This window comes from Micrococcus luteus (assembly GCF_014138885.1).
Classification (GTDB): Bacteria; Actinomycetota; Actinomycetes; order Actinomycetales; family Micrococcaceae; genus Micrococcus; species Micrococcus luteus.
Genome location: NZ_JACJIK010000001.1, coordinates 529,446 through 545,366, shown reverse-complemented (window position 1 = coordinate 545,366; position 15,921 = coordinate 529,446). Strand labels below are relative to the sequence as shown.

Annotated in this window: 15 protein-coding genes; 9 read left to right on the top strand and 6 right to left on the bottom strand. The window is 74.8% G+C overall.

The window, feature by feature from the left end; translation table 11 throughout:
- Positions 1 to 17 precede the first annotated feature (17 nt).
- The 9 genes from lepB (HDA34_RS02435) (at position 18) to HDA34_RS02395 (ending at position 7,744) form a co-directional block, all read left to right on the top strand.
- Positions 18 to 761 carry a signal peptidase I gene (gene lepB, locus HDA34_RS02435; RefSeq protein WP_134376871.1) on the top strand — a complete coding sequence of 248 codons (744 nt, stop codon included), beginning with the start codon at positions 18 to 20 and terminating at the stop codon, positions 759 to 761.
- Entirely contained in the window at positions 758 to 1,357 is a 600-nt protein-coding gene (gene lepB / locus HDA34_RS02430) for a signal peptidase I (RefSeq protein WP_127435682.1), read from the top strand. The genes lepB (HDA34_RS02435) and lepB (HDA34_RS02430) overlap by 4 nt, the downstream gene beginning before the upstream one ends.
- Positions 1,354 to 2,106: a ribonuclease HII gene (rnhB, locus tag HDA34_RS02425; RefSeq protein ID WP_134376869.1), complete on the top strand. Its 753-nt coding sequence runs from the start codon at positions 1,354 to 1,356 to the stop codon at positions 2,104 to 2,106. The genes lepB (HDA34_RS02430) and rnhB overlap by 4 nt, the downstream gene beginning before the upstream one ends.
- A 116-nt stretch (positions 2,107 to 2,222) precedes the next feature.
- The gene (locus HDA34_RS02420) at positions 2,223 to 2,546 is read left to right on the top strand and encodes a DUF2469 domain-containing protein (protein WP_002853817.1); all 324 of its coding nucleotides are present in this window, start codon (positions 2,223 to 2,225) and stop codon (positions 2,544 to 2,546) included.
- A gap of 134 nt (positions 2,547 to 2,680) precedes the next feature.
- The gene (locus HDA34_RS02415; RefSeq protein WP_002853815.1) at positions 2,681 to 3,100 is read left to right on the top strand and encodes a YraN family protein; all 420 of its coding nucleotides are present in this window, start codon (positions 2,681 to 2,683) and stop codon (positions 3,098 to 3,100) included.
- Positions 3,097 to 4,701: a YifB family Mg chelatase-like AAA ATPase gene (locus HDA34_RS02410; protein ID WP_134376867.1), complete on the top strand. Its 1,605-nt coding sequence runs from the start codon at positions 3,097 to 3,099 to the stop codon at positions 4,699 to 4,701. Before HDA34_RS02415 ends, HDA34_RS02410 begins: the two co-directional genes overlap by 4 nt.
- Positions 4,698 to 5,972, top strand: a complete 1,275-nt coding sequence (locus HDA34_RS02405) for a DNA-processing protein DprA (protein WP_134376865.1) — start codon at positions 4,698 to 4,700, stop codon at positions 5,970 to 5,972. Before HDA34_RS02410 ends, HDA34_RS02405 begins: the two co-directional genes overlap by 4 nt.
- 57 nt (positions 5,973 to 6,029) lie before the next feature.
- Positions 6,030 to 7,070 carry a tyrosine recombinase XerC gene (locus HDA34_RS02400; protein ID WP_134376863.1) on the top strand — a complete coding sequence of 347 codons (1,041 nt, stop codon included), beginning with the start codon at positions 6,030 to 6,032 and terminating at the stop codon, positions 7,068 to 7,070.
- Positions 7,071 to 7,240: 170 nt separating this feature from the next.
- Positions 7,241 to 7,744 (top strand): DUF3145 domain-containing protein, encoded by a 504-nt coding sequence (locus HDA34_RS02395; RefSeq protein ID WP_036340144.1) that lies wholly within the window; start codon positions 7,241 to 7,243, stop codon positions 7,742 to 7,744.
- A gap of 28 nt (positions 7,745 to 7,772) precedes the next feature.
- Here the strand turns inward: HDA34_RS02395 and fabF are convergent, their stop codons facing one another.
- From fabF to aceE, 6 genes are all read right to left on the bottom strand, one after another.
- Positions 7,773 to 9,017: a beta-ketoacyl-ACP synthase II gene (gene fabF, locus HDA34_RS02390; RefSeq protein ID WP_041103123.1), complete on the bottom strand. Its 1,245-nt coding sequence runs from the start codon at positions 9,015 to 9,017 to the stop codon at positions 7,773 to 7,775.
- A gap of 176 nt (positions 9,018 to 9,193) precedes the next feature.
- Complete coding sequence (locus tag HDA34_RS02385; RefSeq protein WP_010078906.1) at positions 9,194 to 9,439, bottom strand: acyl carrier protein; 246 nt, start codon at positions 9,437 to 9,439, stop codon at positions 9,194 to 9,196.
- A 61-nt stretch (positions 9,440 to 9,500) separates the two neighbouring features.
- Positions 9,501 to 10,553, bottom strand: coding sequence for a beta-ketoacyl-ACP synthase III (locus HDA34_RS02380; protein WP_134376861.1), 1,053 nt, complete (start codon positions 10,551 to 10,553; stop codon positions 9,501 to 9,503).
- Positions 10,554 to 10,585: 32 nt separating this feature from the next.
- On the bottom strand, positions 10,586 to 11,509 hold the full coding sequence (locus tag HDA34_RS02375) for an ACP S-malonyltransferase (RefSeq protein ID WP_036312804.1): 924 nt from the start codon (positions 11,507 to 11,509) through the stop codon (positions 10,586 to 10,588).
- Positions 11,510 to 11,615: 106 nt separating this feature from the next.
- Positions 11,616 to 12,818, bottom strand: coding sequence for a PucR family transcriptional regulator (locus HDA34_RS02370; RefSeq protein ID WP_036340225.1), 1,203 nt, complete (start codon positions 12,816 to 12,818; stop codon positions 11,616 to 11,618).
- A 124-nt stretch (positions 12,819 to 12,942) separates the two neighbouring features.
- Positions 12,943 to 15,693, bottom strand: coding sequence for a pyruvate dehydrogenase (acetyl-transferring), homodimeric type (gene aceE, locus HDA34_RS02365; protein ID WP_134376859.1), 2,751 nt, complete (start codon positions 15,691 to 15,693; stop codon positions 12,943 to 12,945).
- Positions 15,694 to 15,921 lie beyond the last annotated feature (228 nt).

Genomic DNA, 15,921 nt, shown 5'->3' with positions numbered 1-15,921 from the left:
CGACCGGTGATCGACCCATGCGCACCTCGGAGCCCCGTGACCCCCGCCGGTCACGGGGCTCCGTCGCGTCCGGGGCCGGCTCCTCCTCGGGCCCGACGGCGGCCCCCGCCTCCGGCACGAGCCGCTGGTGGGCGTGGCTCGGCCTGACCGTGGTGGCCGCCGTCGTGGTGGCCGCGGTGCTGCGCGCCCTCACCGGCCCCGTCTACCTCATCCCCTCCGGGTCGATGGAGCCGACCCTGCAGCCCGGCGACCGCGTGCGGGTGGAGGCCGCCGCGGCCGGCGGGCAGGGCCTGCACCACGGCGACGTGGTGGTGTTCGACGGCGCCGGCAGCCTGGCGCCGTACCGTTCGGCCGGATCGCTCGAGCGCGGCCTCGAGGACGTCGCCCGGTGGTGGGGTGTCGGCGCGGCCGAGGACGCGTTCGTCAAGCGCGTGCTGGCCCTGCCGGGGGACCGCCTCGAATGCTGTGCCCCGGACGGTCGGCTGCTGCGCAACGGCGAGCCGCTGGATGAGCCGTATCTCGGCAGGCCCGTGACCGCGGACGAGCCGGCCGCGGCGGGGACCTGGTCCTTCGAGGTGCCCGACGGGCGCATGGTCGTCCTGGGCGACCACCGCGCCGCCTCCCGGGATTCCCGCGCACTGCTGGGCGCCCCCGGCGGCGGGCTGATCCCGCTCGAGCGGGTCGAGGGCCGGGTCGCGGAGGTCGTGTGGCCGCTGGCCCGCCGCGGGACCGTGGACGTCCCCTCCGGGGACACGCCGTGACGGGGCGCCGCACCGCGCTGATCGCGGCCGCCGTGACCGTACTCGCCTGCGTGCTGGCGTGGGCCTTCCTGGCGCGCATGTACGCCATCCCGTCCTCGTCCATGGAGCCCGGGCTGCGGGCCGGCGACCGCGTGGTCGCCACGCTGCTCACCCCGGATCCGTTCCCGGTGCGCCGCGGTGACGTGGTGGTGTTCGAAGACACGAAGGGCTGGCTGCCCGGGGGCGGCCACGTGATCAAGCGGGCCGTCGGGCTGCCGGGGGACATCGTCTCCTGGACGCCCGGCGAGGAGACGCTGCGCGTGAACGGGGTGCCCGTGGAGGAGCCGTACCTCGCGCCGGGGGAGACGCCCGCGCAGGAGGCGTTCGAGGTGACCGTCCCCGAGGGGCGGCTGTGGGTGCTCGGCGACCATCGTTCGGCGTCGGCGGACTCCCGCGCGCACCGCGCCGGGCCCGGGGGCGGGTTCGTGGCCCTCGACGACGTGGTGGGCCGCGCCCGGTTCGTGGTCTGGCCGCTGGACCGGGTCGGCGGCGCCGGCGCCGACCCCGACGCGTTCGCCGCCGTGCCGGACGCGCCCGTGCCGGGGGCTCGCACGTGACCGTCCGTCGGGGCGGCGGCCGGCCGACGGTGCGCGCCGGTCTGGACGTCGAGGCGGGGCTGGCCGCGCCGGTCCTCGCCGCGCGGGGAGTGGACCGGGTGCTGGTGGCGGGCATGGACGAGGTGGGCCGGGGCGCGCTGGCCGGGCCCGTCGTCGTCGGGGTGTGCGCCGCGTGGCTGCCCGCCGCGGGGCAGATCCCTCCGGTGCGCGACTCCAAGGCGCTCACGGACCGACGCCGGCGCGCCCTGGTCCCGCAGATCGAGGACTGGGCGGCCGGGGTGGCGCTCGGGGAGGCCGGCCCCGCGGAGATCGACGCGCTCGGGATCTCGGCGGCCCTCGGTCTCGCCGGGCGCCGGGCGTGGGCGGCGCTGTGCGACGCGGTGGGGCAGGAGCCGGTCGCCCTCGTGCTCGACGGCCGGGACGACTGGCTGAGCCGCTCCGATCCCGACGCCGGCCCCGTGCCCGCGCCGCGCCCGGTGCCGCCCGTGCCCACGATGCTGGTGCGGGCCGAGGACCGGTGCGCGACGGTGGCGGCCGCGTCGATCGCCGCGAAGGTGGCCCGCGACGACGTCATGATCGCCCTCGACGCGGCGCACCCGGGGTACGGGTGGGCCGGGAACAAGGGGTACGGCTCGGCCGCGCACCGGGCCGCCCTGGCCGAGCGCGGGGCGAGCCGGCAACACCGGCGCAGCTGGAACCTCGGGCTGCCGGGCGCGCCCGCGCAGGCGCCGCCCACCCTGTTCGACTGAGCCCCTGGGGTCGGGCGCGGCCGCCCGTTCGACGTGCGACCCCCGGACGGGGGAGGATGGAGACCGTGCGTGCCCGGACTGTCGCGGGTGCGCGGCGAGCACTGAGGAGGCATGTCATGAGCGCAGACGACGTCGAGGACTTCGAGGCCGAGGCCGAGCTGCTGCTCTACCGCGAGTACCGGGACGTGGTGGGCCTGTTCCGCTACGTCGTGGAGACCGAGCGGCGCTTCTACCTCGCCAACGACGTGCGGCTGACGCCCCGCCAGGCGGACGGGGACGTGTTCTTCGAGATCCTGCTCGAGGACGCCTGGGTGTGGGACGTGTACCGCACGCAGCGGTTCATCAAGCGCGTGAAGGTGCTGACCTTCAAGGACGTGAACATCGAGGAGCTGCCCACCGAGGACCTGACGGTCCCGCCGGACGGCCAGCTGCCGAGCTGACCCACCCCTGATCGGCCCCGAGGGCGGGACGCCGACGTCCACTCCTGCACAGGCGTCCGGCCCCGCACAATCCCCGCCGCCACCCACCCGGCGACCCCGCCCGGGACCACCCTGGTGCCCAGGAGGTGGTCGGGATGACGGGGACCGCGGAACGGATCGGGGCGCAGCCGCCCGGAGACAGGCGCGCCAGCCGCGCGCACACGGCACTGGGCCGGTTCGGCGAGGACGCCGCCGCGCGCTGGCTCGCCGAGCGCGGTTACGTGATCGCCGACCGCAACTGGCGGGGCGAGGCCGGAGAGCTGGACATCGTGGCCCACCACGCGGGCTGGTGGGTGGGCGTCGAGGTGAAGACCCGCTCGGGCCTGGCCTTCGGCGACCCGTTCGAGTCGATCGACCGGCGCAAGCTCACCCGGCTGCACCGCCTCACCGCGGCGTGGGTGCGGGCCCACGCCGCGGACCGCCGGGGGACGCCCTGGCGCGTCGACGCCGTCGCCGTGCTGGTGCCGCGCACGGGCGGGATCCGCTTCGATCTGCTGCAGGACGTGCGGCCGTGAGCGGCATCGGACGCACCCGCTCCATCACGCTGGCGGGTCTGCGCGGGGAGGTCGTGCACGTCGAGGCGGACATCGCCCAGTCCCTGCCCGGGTTCACCCTCCTCGGCCTGCCGGACCAGGCGCTGCAGGAGAGCCGGGACCGCATCCGCTCCGCCGCGCGCAACGCCGGACTGCCCCTGACCCGGCGGCACCTGACCGTGAACCTGCTGCCGGCGGGGGTGCACAAGCGGGGTGCGTGCCACGACCTGGCGATCGTCCTGGCGGCCTACGCCGCGGACGGGCGGGTGCGGAACGTCGAGGGGCCCGTGTTCCTGGCCGAGCTCGGCCTCGACGGCGCCCTGCACCGCTCGCCGGAGACCGTGGCGATGGTGATGGCCGCCGTCGACGCGGGGTGCTCCGAGGTGGTCGTCGCCGAGGATGCGGAGGCCGAGGCCCGACTGGTCCCCGGCGCCGAGGTCCGCGGCTTCGCCCATCTGCACGACGTCATCCGCGCCTTCGGCGGGGAACCGGACGGAGAGCCGCCCCGCCGCCCGGCCCGACGGCAGGTGACAGCCCCGGAACCGGAGCCGGCCCGTGCGGTGCCCGACCTCGCCGAGGTCGCCGGACAGGCCGAGGCCCGGTTCGCGCTCGAGGTCGCAGCCGCCGGCGCCCACCACCTGCTGCTCATGGGCGCCCCGGGGGCGGGCAAGACCATGCTCGCCGAGCGCCTGCCCGGAATCCTGCCGCCCCTGGACCGGCGCACCGCGCTCGAGTGCGCCGCCCTGCGCTCCCTCCGCGGCGGCGACGCCCGTGTCCGGCGCAGGGGCGGGACGGCCCAGGGGTTCGACGGTGACATCGACCGGACCCCGCCGTTCGAGGCACCCCACCACTCGGCGTCCCGCTCGGCCCTCGTGGGCGGCGGCAGCGGCCTCGCCCGGCCGGGAGCGGCCTCCCTCGCCCACGGCGGCGTGCTGTTCCTGGACGAGGCCCCCGAGTTCGAACGACGCACCCTCGAGGCGCTGCGCCAGCCCCTCGAGTCCGGGGAGGTGCTGCTGCACCGGGCCCTCGGCGCCGTCGTCTACCCGGCCCGGTTCCAGCTCGTGCTGGCCGCCAACCCCTGCCCGTGCGGCAAGGGCGGCGGCACGGGCGTCGAGTGCCGATGCAGCGTGCCCGAACGCCGCCGCTACGCCCAGCGGCTCTCCGGACCGCTGCTGGACCGCGTCGACCTGCAGGTCACCGTGCGGCCCGTCGAAGCGCGGCAGCTCACGGGGGCGCCCGCCTCCGAGACCACGTCACAGGTGGCCGCCCGGGTCGCCGCGGCCGCCGACCGCCAGGCCCGGCGCTGGGCCACCGCCGCAGAGCGCGGGCTCGTCCCGTCCGGGCTGCGCCGCAACGCGCACGTCCCCGCCGGGGTGCTGCGGCACGGCCCGTACGCCGTGCCCCGGGCGGCCCGCCGGCCCGCGGACGACGCCGTCGACCAGGGCCTGCTGAGCGCGCGCGGCCACGCCCGCGTCCTGCGCCTCGCCTGGACCCTGGCGGACCTGCGCGGCGCCGAACGGCCCGCACCCGAGGACACCGACGTGGCACTCACGCTGCGCCACCAGAACGAGGAGGACGCATGACCACCCACGTCACCCCGGCGGCAGACCACGTCCCCGTCGCCGGGCCGCGCCGGCCGGACGCCGCCCGGCTCGCCCGCGCCGCCCTGACCCGGCTGGTCGAGCCCGGGGACGCGCTCGCGGTGCAGACCGTCACGGCGCTGGGGCCGGAGCGGGCACTCGCCCTGCTCACGGGCCGGGAGACGATCCAGCCCGCCGAACGCGATCTGCTCGCCGATCTCGCCGGCACGCCCGACACGCTGCCCCGGCGCTGGGCCGCGGGGCTGGCCCGCTGGGCGCCCCGGGCCGCCCGGCTGGAGCCGGAGCGCGACCTCGTGACTCTGCACCGGCTCGGGGGAGGCCTGCTGATCCCCGAGGACGACGCCTGGCCCGCCGCCCTGGCGGACCTGGGCGAGGAGGCACCCCTGGGCCTGTGGTTCCGCGGCGCCGGAACGCTGCCTCCCGCGGACCGGATGCTCGCCGTCGTCGGCAGCCGGGAGGCGACCGCGTATGGGCGGACCGTGACGGCCCGCTGTGCCGCCCACGCCGTCCAGCAGGGCGCGTGCGTGATCTCCGGCGGTGCGTACGGCATCGACGGCGCCGCCCACCGGGCCGCGCTGCAGGCGCCCGCCGCACCGGAAGACGCGGCGGATCGCGACGGCGTCCCGCCCACGGTGGCGGTGCTGGCCGGCGGCCTCGACCGGTTCTACCCGGCCGGCCACGAGGACCTGCTTCGCGCGGTGATGGCCGCCGGGCTGCTCGTGTCCGAGATGCCGCCCGGTGCGAGTCCCACGCGGTACCGGTTCCTGCAGCGCAACCGGGTCATCGCCGCGCTCGCGGGGGCCGTGCTGGTGGTCGAGGCGCGCTGGCGGTCGGGAGCGCAGAACACGGCGGGCCACGCGTTCGGCCTCGGCCGCGAGGTGGGCGTGGTCCCCGGCCCCGTGACCTCGCCCAGCTCCGCCGGTTGCCACCGTCTGCTGCAGGAGAGCCCCGCCCGTCTCGTGACCACCGAGCAGGAGGCCCTCGCCCTGCTCGGCCAGGGGCCCGCCCGGAGCGGCGGCGCGGGCGGGAGGACCTCCACCCGGGCAGCTCCCGAGTCCGCCGCGCGGCCCACCGACGGGCTCACGATGGAGGAGGCCCTCGTCCACGAGGCGCTGCCCCTGCGCCAGGCGGTGCCCGTCGACCGGATCACCGTCAGCGCCGGGCTCGCGCTGCCCACCGTCCTGGCGTGCCTGTCCCGGCTGCAGCGGGCGGGCCTGGCCGAACGGGTCGAGGACCGGTGGCGGCGGGGATGACCTCCGGCCGCGTGCTCCCGGGCGGCGCCGCCCTGGGGCGGATGGCAGAGTGGGGGGATGACCCCGTCGTCCTCCGTCCGTCCCGTCCCGGTCCCGCGCGCCCCCTCGCCCCGGGACACGGCCTGGCTCGAGGCGTTCGAGGAGCACCTGCGCCACGAGCGAAACCGCAGCCCCCAGACCGTGCGCGCCTACCTCGCCGATCTGCACTCCCTCATCGACCACGTCGCCGGCACAGCCGCCACCGCGGGGACGCCCCCCGTGGACGACGATGCTCCCGCTCGCCACGTGCCCAGCGCACCGGACGTCCTCGCCGAGCTGGACATCGAGGACCTGCGCGGCTGGTTGGCGGCCATGAGCGGGGCCGGCCTCGCCCGCGCGACCCTGGCCCGCCGGGTGGCCGCCGTCCGCACCTTCACGGCCTGGCTGCGCCGCGAGGGCCTGCGCTCCGACGACCCCGCCCTGCGGCTGCGCTCGCCCCGGCCCGAGGGGACGCTGCCCCACGTGCTCCAGGAGCAGCAGGCGACCCGGCTCCTCGCGGCCGCCCAGGAGCGTGTGGACGCGGCCGCCGCGGGCGACGACCCCGCCGCCCACGCGCTGGCCCTGCGGGACGCCGCCCTGCTCGAGCTGCTCTACGCCACCGGCGCCCGGGTGGCCGAACTCTCCGCCCTGGACGTGGACGACCTCGAGGCCGGCCGCGGCGTCGTCCGGCTGACCGGCAAGGGCGACCAGCAGCGCACCGTCCCCTACGGCGACCCCGCGGGCCGCGCCCTCCAGGCGTGGCAGCGGCTCGGTCGCCCCCGCCTGGCCCGGCCGGACTCCGGCCCCGCCCTCTTCCTCGGCGCGCGCGGCGGCCGGCTGGGGGTGCGCCAGGCGCGCACCGTCGTCGATCGGGCGCTCGAGGGCCTGGGGGACACCGCGGCGCGCGGGCCCCACGCGCTGCGCCACACGGCCGCGACCCACCTCCTCGACGGCGGCGCCGACCTGCGCAGCGTGCAGGAGCTGCTGGGGCATGCGTCCCTGCGCACCACGCAGGTCTACACACACGTCTCGATCGATCGCCTCCGCGAGGGCTACCGGCAGGCCCACCCACGCGCCTGACGCCTCCCCGGAGCACCCCCGGCCCGTCCCCTGCGCCGCCACGACACGCAGGGCGCCGCGCCGCCTCGTTGCCGGCCCAGCATCCCTGGTGCACAATGGCCCCAGGATCCACCGGAGCCGCGACGTGGTCGTAGGGGAAGACGCACCGCATCGCACCCTCGGAGGCATCCATGACCAGCACCCATACCCGCGGCGTGGTCCACATCCTCTCCGCCCCCACCGCCCTCTGCCCCCACGTGGAGTGGGCGCTGAGCTCCGTGCTCGGCCCCGCGACCTCGGTGGAGTGGGAGGGTCAGCCGGTCGCGCCCGGCCAGCACCGCGCCGAGGTGCACTGGACGGCGCCCGCCGGCACCGGCGCGCGTCTGGCCTCCGCCCTGCGTGGCTGGCCGCACCTGCGCTTCGAGATCACGGAGGAGCCGTCCGCCGGGGTCGACGGCTCGCGCTGGTCCCACACCCCGGACCTCGGCATCTTCCACGCCACCACGGACGTCTCCGGCAACATCATGGTCTCCGAGGACCGCATCCGGTACGCCTACGAGGCCGGTGCGGGCGACCCCAGCGTGCTGATGCACGAACTCTCCCTCGCGCTCGGCGAGGCCTGGGACGATGAGCTCGAGCCGTTCCGGCTGGCCGCCGCCCACGCCAACGTGCGCTGGCTGCACCGCGCTGTCTGAGCCTTCGCCCGGCCGGCGGCGCTCCGGCTCAGACGCTGCGGAACACGGCCACCGCGTTGTGGCCGCCGAACCCGAACGAGTTCTTCACGGCCACGCGCGGCCCCTCGGGCAGGCGGGCGGGGGAGCCGGTGACCACGTTCAGCGGGATCTCCGGGTCCTGGTGGTCCAGGTTGATGGTCACGGGCGCCTGGCCGTGGTGCACGGCGAGCACGGACAGGATCGACTCGATCGCGCCTGAGGCGCCCAGCAGGTGGCCGGTCTGGGACTTCGTGGCCGAGACCTGCACCTGGTCCAGGTGGTCGCCGAACACGGCCCGCATGGCCAGGTACTCCGGGGCGTCGCCCTTGGGTGTGGACGTCGCGTGGGCGTTCACGTGGCACACGTCCTCGGGGGTGATGTCGGCCGACCTCAGGGCGGCGCGCATCGCACGGGTCGCGCCCAGGCCCTCGGGCTCGGGCGCGGTGATGTGGTGGGAGTCGGAGCTGACGCCCGCGCCGGCCAGCTCGGCGTACACGCGCGCGCCGCGGGCCTTCGCGTGCTCCTCCGACTCGATCACCATGACGCCGGCGCCCTCACCGAGGACGAAGCCGTCGCGGTCCACGTCGTAGGGGCGGGACGCGGCCTGTGGGTCGTCGTTGCGCTTGGACAGCGCCTGCATCGCGGCGAACGCGGCCATCGGCAGCGGGTGCACGGCGGCCTCGGCGGCGCCGCAGATCACGACGTCGGCCTGGCCGGAGCGGACGAGCAGCAGCGCGGTCTCGAGCGCCTCGGTGCCGGCGGCGCACGCGGACACCACGGTGCGGGCGCCGGCACGGGCGCCGAACTCGAGGGAGAGCGCGCCGGCGGCGCCGTTGGGCATGAGCATCGGGACGGTCATGGGCAGCACGCGGCGCGGGCCGCGCTCGCGCAGGGTGTCCCAGCCGTCCAGGAGGGTCCACACGCCGCCGATGCCGGTGCCGAAGGCCACCGCGAGCCGGTCGCCGTCGACCTCCGCGCCCTCGAGGCCGGCGTCCTTCCAGGCCTCGCGCGCGGCGACGGTCGCCATCTGGGTGGCCGGGTCCTGGCGTTTCTGCTCCACCTTGGAGAGGACCTCGGAGGTGGGCACGGCCAGCTCGGCCGCGAAGGTGACGGGCAGCTCGTACTTCTCCACCCAGTCGTGTTCCATGGTGCGCGCACCCGAGACGCCCTGCAGGGCGTGGGACCAGAAGGTGGGCACGTCGCCGCCGATGGGCGTGGTGGCGCCGAGGCCGGTGATCACTGCGGTGCGGGTCATGGGTCTGCTGCCTCTGGGTCTCGAGTGGGGATCGGGCGGAGGGGTGTCGTCGGCACGATGCGCGGCGCTCGCCGGGGTACCGGAAGTCGAGGGTGTCGGGGGCCGGGGGCGCTCACGCGCCCCCGGCGCTCACCGAGGGGACGGGGCGGGCCGGGCCCGCCGCCGTCGTGGGCCGATCAGGCCTGGGCGCCGTCGATGAAGTCGACGGCGTCCTGGACGGTCTTGAGGTTCTTGACCTCCTCGTCCGGGATCTTCACGCCGAACTTGTCCTCGGCGTTGACCACGATGGTCATCATCGAGATCGAGTCGATGTCCAGATCGTCCGTGAAGGACTTCTCCGGCTGCACCTCGGCGGTGTCGAGGCCGGTCTCCTCGTTCACGATCTCGGCGAGGCCGGCGAGGATCTCTTCCTTGGAAGCCATGGGGCGTCTCCTTCGGTAGGGGTGTGGGGTGTACGTGATCAGTGAATCAGACGGCGCCGCCTCAGGGGAGGCGGACCACCTGGGCGCCGTAGACCAGCCCGGCGCCGAAGCCGATCTGCAGGGCCAGGCCGCCGGTGAGCTCGGGGTTCTCCTCCAGCAGACGGTGCATGGCCAGCGGGATGGACGCGGCCGACGTGTTGCCGGCGTCCGCGATGTCCCGGGCCACGACGACGGACTCCGGCAGCTTCAGCTGCTTGGCGAACTCGTCGATGATCCGCATGTTGGCCTGGTGCGGGATGAACGCGGCGAGGTCTTCGGGCTCCACGCCCGCGGCGTCGAGGGCCTCGCGGGCCACCTTCGCCATCGACCACACGGCCCAGCGGAAGACGGAGGGCCCGTCCTGGCGCAGCGTGGGCCAGAGCATCCCCTCCGCGCCGGTGATCGCCGAGGCGTCGCCCGTGGTGCGGGCGTGCTCCACGGCATCGCGCAGCTCCAGCTGCGAGTGCGTCATGGAGATCGTGGACCAGCGCTCCCCGTCCGAACCCCACACCGAGGGGGAGATGCCCGGCTCGTCCGCGGCCGACACGATCACGGCGCCCGCGCCGTCGCCCAGCAGGAAGGAGATGGAACGGTCCGTGGGATCCACGACGTCGGAGAGGCGCTCGACGCCGACCACGAGCACGTGCCGCGCGGTGCCGGAACGCACGAGCGCGTCGGCCTGGGCCACGCCGTAGCAGTAGCCGGCGCACGCGGCGGAGACGTCGTAGGCGGGCGCCGGGGTGGCCCCGATCTCGTGCGCCACGAGGGCCGCGGCCGAGGGGGTGGCGTGCGGGAAGGTGACGGTCGAGACGATCACGGCGTCCAGGTCCGAGCCCTGCAGGCCGGCCCGCTCGAGGGCCTCCCGGGCGGCGCCCACGGCCATGACGGGCACGGTCTCCTCCGCCGTGGCGCGCTGGCGCGTGACGATGCCGGTGCGCTGGCGGATCCACTCGTCCGACGAGTCGATGGGGCCGATGAGGTCCTCGTTGGGGACCAAATTCGCCGGGCGGTAGGCGCCCACGGCCACGATGCGGCTGGCCGCGGGGCGCTCGTGCTGCTTCAGGGTGACGGTCATGGTGCTTCTCTCTGCCGGGCGGTGCGCGGGGTTCAGGCCGAGTGCTCGGCCAGGAACGCCCGCGCGGCGTCCAGGTCCTCGGGGGTCTTCACGGCGAGCTGCGCGGTGCCCTTGAGACCGCGCTTGGCCAGTCCGGTCAGTGTGCCACCGGGCAGCAGCTCCAGGACGCCCGTGACCTGCCGCGTGGCCATGGTCGCCATGCACAGGTCCCAGCGGACCGGGCGGGTGACCTGGTCCACGATCCGGGCGAGCACGTCCGTGCCGGACTCGACGGCCTCGCCGTCCCGGTTGGACAGCAGGGGCAGGCGCGGGTCCGAGGGGGAGAGGCCGGCGACGTGGGCCGCGAGGTCGTCCACGGCGGGGCGCATGTGCTCCGTGTGGAACGCGCCGGCCACCTTGAGCGGGATCACGCGGGCGCGGGCGGGGGCGGACTCGGCGAGCGCGCCGAGGGCCTCCGCGGTGCCGGCGGCGACGATCTGGCCGGCGCCGTTGACATTGGCGGGCGCCAGGCCCGCCGCGTCGATGGCCGCGAGGACCTCGTCCTGGTCCCCGCCCACGACGGCGGCCATGCCCGTGGGCGTGGCCGCGGCGGCCCGGGCCATGCCGGTGGCGCGCACGCGCACCAGGGAGAGGGCCTCGGCGGGGGACAGCACGCCGGTGACGGCGGCCGCGGTGACCTCGCCCACGGAGTGGCCGGCCACGACGGTCGACTTCGGTGCGGCGGCGTCCGCCTCGAGGGCCGCGGCGGCCACCAGGCCGGCCGCCACGATCAGCGGCTGGGCGACGGCGGTGTCCTTGATGGTCTCCTCGTCCGACTCGGTGCCGTGGCGGATCAGGTCCACGCCCGCGGCGTCGGAGAGGGATGCGAGCAGGTCGCGGGTCCCGTCCAGCTCGAGCCAGGGGGCGAGGAAGCCGGGCGTCTGGGACCCCTGTCCGGGGCACACGATGGCAAGCATTCCTCCATCGTGTCAGGATCGGCCGCCATCCCGGGCAGATCGCGCCACGAAGCACGGCGAGTCGGTTTGGAGGGTTTCTACAAGCGGGGGTGTGCGCCGCCCCGGCTCAGTCCGAGCCTGTCCCGGTCGTCGGCCGCGCCCCCGCGAGCCGGCCCAGGGTGATCGCGGTCTGCAGGACGTACGCGTCGCGGGGGACCAGCGGGTCCCAGCCGGTCACCTCGGCCACCCGCTTGAGGCGGTACCGCACCGTGTTCGCGTGGACGAACAGCTCGCGGGCCGTGCCCTCGAGCGAGTGGCCCAGCGCGCCGTACGCGTCCACGGTCTCCAGCAGGGAGGTGCCGGCGTCGGCCAGGGGCGTGAACACCCCGTCCACGAGGGCCTCCCGGGCCGTGGGGTCGCCCAGCAGCGCCCGCTCGGGCAGCAGGTCCTCCGCCGGGGTGGGCCGGCACGCCCGGGGATGGGCGGCCGCCGCGCTGAGCCCGGCGAGGGTGTGCCGGGCCGAGACGTGCGCCGAGATCAGCGAGTCCACGACGGGTCCCACGATCACCGGTCCCGGCGCGAACCAGCGCGCGAGCGCCTCGCCCACCGCCCGCGCGTCCCGCACCGAGCCGACCACGAGGACGAGCCGTTCGGACTGCACGCCCACGAGCAGGTCGCAGTCGAGCCGCGCCGCGGCCCGCCGCAGGTCCGGGATGAACGCGGGCTTGTCCTGCCCCGGGGCGAGACCGGCCATGACCATCACGTCGTGGTCCCCACGCCAGCCCAGCGCCGTGGCCCGATGCCGGATCTCGTCCGGGTCCTGCCCGCGCAGCACCGCGTCCAGCAGGACCGACTCGAGCCGCGAGTCCATCGCACCGCGCATCTCCGCGGCCCGGGCGTACACGTCTGCGAGCGCGAACGCGACCTCGCGCGAGTAGTGGAGGATGTGCTCGCGGACGGGCGCCTGGTCGCGCTCGGCCAGCAGCTCCGGCACCCGCGTCTCGACGACGTCCACCATCGTCCGGATGAGCTGGAGGGCCCGCTGCAGCGAGATCGCCCGGGTGAGATCGGTGGGCGCGGGCCCGAAGACGTCCTGCAGGACGTGGCCCGTGGAGGTGGGCCGCTCGAACCACGTGAGGAAGCCCTGCAGGGCGCGCTGGGCCACGAGCCCGAGGGCGCTGCGCTCGTCCGGGGTGAGTCGGCGGTACCAGGGCAGGGTGGCGTCCAACCGCTGCAGCACCGCCGTGTTCAGGGCGCCCAGGTGGCTCCTGAGTCGGGCCAGCCCGTCGGTGCTCACGGGGCGAGGGGCGGCGGGGCGGGGCTCGGGCATGCGCTTCATCCTAGGCGCGTGTTGTGGGATTCCTACAGCGACGACGCCGGCCGCCCGCCTCCGTGGCGGAGGCGGGCGGCCGGCGTCGGGACGGGAGGGCGTCAGCCTCCCCGCGGCGTGCGGGTCAGGCGTCGCCGCCCGCGATGCCGGTGGTGCCGGCGTTGACGTCGTCCAGGCGGTACTTCTCGTGCGCCTTCGCGGCCGTGCCCCGCTCGACCTCGCCCTCCTCCTCGAGGAGCTGCAGCGCGCGGACCACCATCGAGTGGGTGTCGATGAGGAAGTACCGACGGGCGGCGGCGCGGGTGTCCGCGAAGCCGAACTCGTCGGCGCCGAGCGCAGAGAAGCGGTTCGGCACGAACGGGCGGATCTGGTTCGTCCACGAGGTGGAGTAGTCCGAGGTGGCCACGATCGGGCCCTCGGCCCCCTGCAGCGCCTGCGTCACGTAGGGCACGCGCGCAGTGGCGGACGGCTCCTTCAGGGCGTCCTTCTCCGCCGCGACGGCGTCGCGGTACAGCTCGTTGTAGGAGGTCACCGACCACACGGAGGCGTTCACGCCCCACTCCTCGGAGAGGATCCGCTGGGCGTCGAGCGCCCACGGCACGGAGACGCCGGAGCCCAGGAGCTGGACCTTCGGGCCGTCGCCCTGGCCCTCGGAGAGGCGGTAGATGCCCTTGAGCAGGCCCTCCACGTCGAGGCCCTCGGGCTCCTCGATGTGGGTGATCGGCTCGTTGTACACCGTGAGGTAGTAGATGACGTTGCGGACGTCGTCCCCGCGGTCGTGGTCGCCGTACATGTCCTCCAGGCCCTGGCGCACGATGTGGGCGATCTCGTACGAGTACGCCGGGTCGTAGTGCTTCACGGCCGGATTCGTGGACGCCAGGACGGGGGAGTGACCGTCCATGTGCTGGGTGCCCTCGCCGGCGAGGGTGGTGCGCCCGGCGGTGGCGCCGATCATGAAGCCGCGCGCAAGCTGGTCGGCTCCGGCCCAGATGTTGTCCGCGGTCCGCTGGAAGCCGAACATCGAGTAGAAGATGTAGACCGGGATCATCGGCTCGCCGTGCGTGGAGTACGCCGTGCCCACCGCGTTGAATGCCGCGGTGGCGCCGTCCTCGTTGATGCCGACGTGGTAGATCTTCCCCTGCGGGGACTCCTTGTAGGACAGGAACAGATCCCGGTCCACGGACAGGTAGTTCTGGCCCTTGGGGTTGTAGATCTTCGCGGTCGGGAAGAACGAGTCCATGCCGAAGGTGCGGGCCTCGTCCGGGATGATCGGCACGAAGCGCGGTCCCATGTTCTTGTCCCGCATCAGGTCCTTGAGCAGGCGCACGAACGCCATGGTCGTGGCGGCCTGCTGCTTGCCCGATCCCTTGCGAGCCTGCTTGTACGCGGACTCCGGAGGCAGCGGGATCGCGTGGTAGTCGCTGCGCCGCTCCGGCACGAAGCCGCCCAGCTCCTTGCGCCGCTCCATCATGTACGTGATCTCCGGAGCGTCGGCGCCCGGGTGGTAGTACGGGATGTCGTACGGGTCCTTCTCGATCTGCTCGTCCGAGATCGGGATGCGGTGGCGGTCCCGGAACACCTTGAGGTCGTCCACCGTCAGCTTCTTCATCTGGTGCGTGGCGTTGCGACCCTCGAAGGACTTGCCCAGGCCGTAGCCCTTGATGGTGTGGGCCAGGATCACGGTGGGCTGGCCCTTGTGCTCCATGGCGGCCTTGTAGGCGGCGTACACCTTCTTGTAGTCGTGGCCGCCACGCTTGAGGCCCCAGATCTCGTCGTCGGTCATGTCCGCCACCATCTCCTTGGTGACGGAGGACCGGCCGAAGAAGTGGTCGCGCACGAAGCCGCCGGACTCGGCCTTGTAGGTCTGGTAGTCGCCGTCGAGCGTCTCGTTCATGATGCGCACGAGCTCGCCCTCGTCGTCGGCCTCGAGCAGCGGATCCCACTCGCGGCCCCACAGGACCTTGATGACGTTCCAGCCGGCGCCCCGGAAGTAGGACTCCAGCTCCTGGACGATCTTGCCGTTGCCGCGCACCGGCCCGTCGAGACGCTGCAGGTTGCAGTTGATCACGAAGGTGAGGTTGTCGAGCTTGTCGTTGGCCGCGACGTGCAGCTGACCGCGCGACTCGGGCTCGTCCATCTCGCCGTCGCCGAGGAAGGCCCACACGTGCTGGTCGGAGGTGTCCTTGATGCCGTTGTTGTGCAGGTACCGGTTGGTCTGCGCCTGGAAGATGGCGTTCATCGGCCCCAGGCCCATGGACACGGTGGGGTACTGCCAGAAGTGCGGCATCATCCGCGGGTGCGGATAGGAGGGCAGGGCGTGGCCCTGGCGGGACTTCTCCTGGCGGAAGCCGTCGAGGTCCTGCTCGGTCAGGCGGCCCTCGAGGAACGCGCGGGCGTAGTTGCCCGGCGAGGAGTGGCCCTGGAAGAAGATGTGGTCGCCGCCGCCCGGGTGGTCCTGACCGCGGAAGAAGTGGTTCAGGCCCACCTCGTAGAGGGTCGCCTGGCCCGCGTAGGAGGAGATGTGACCGCCGACGCCGACGCCGTCGCGCTGGGCGCGCTGCACGAGGGCCATGGCGTTCCACCGCAGGTAGTTGCGGTAGCGGCGCTCGAGCTCCTCGTCGCCCGGGTACTCCGGCTCCTGGTCCGCCGGGATCGTGTTCACGTAGTCCGTGGTGGTCACGTAGGGCAGGGCGACGGACTGGGCGCTCGCGCGCTGCATGAGGGAGCGCATGATGTACTGCGCCCGCTCCGTGCCGCGCTCCTCGATGAGTCCGTCGAGGGACTCGATCCACTCCGACGTCTCCTGCGGATCCTTGTCCGGGAGCTGGTCGGTCAGACCGCTGCGGATCTGCGAGCTCTCTTCAGCTGCGCTCACGGTGCCTCCTGGTTCTCGTGCGGAGGGGTGCTCCGCGGTGGGCTGCGGGCAGACGATCCGGTCCGGGCCCGCGACGCCGAGCCGGGCGCGTCACCCGGAGAGTGCGTCTGTTCCTCCCCAGAGTAGACCGCAGCCGCCGCGTCCGCCCGGCCGGAGGCCCCGGAACGGCGGCGTCCACGGCGTATGGTGGTCATCATCACCCGCTCGACGGCGCGGGCCGCAGTGCCC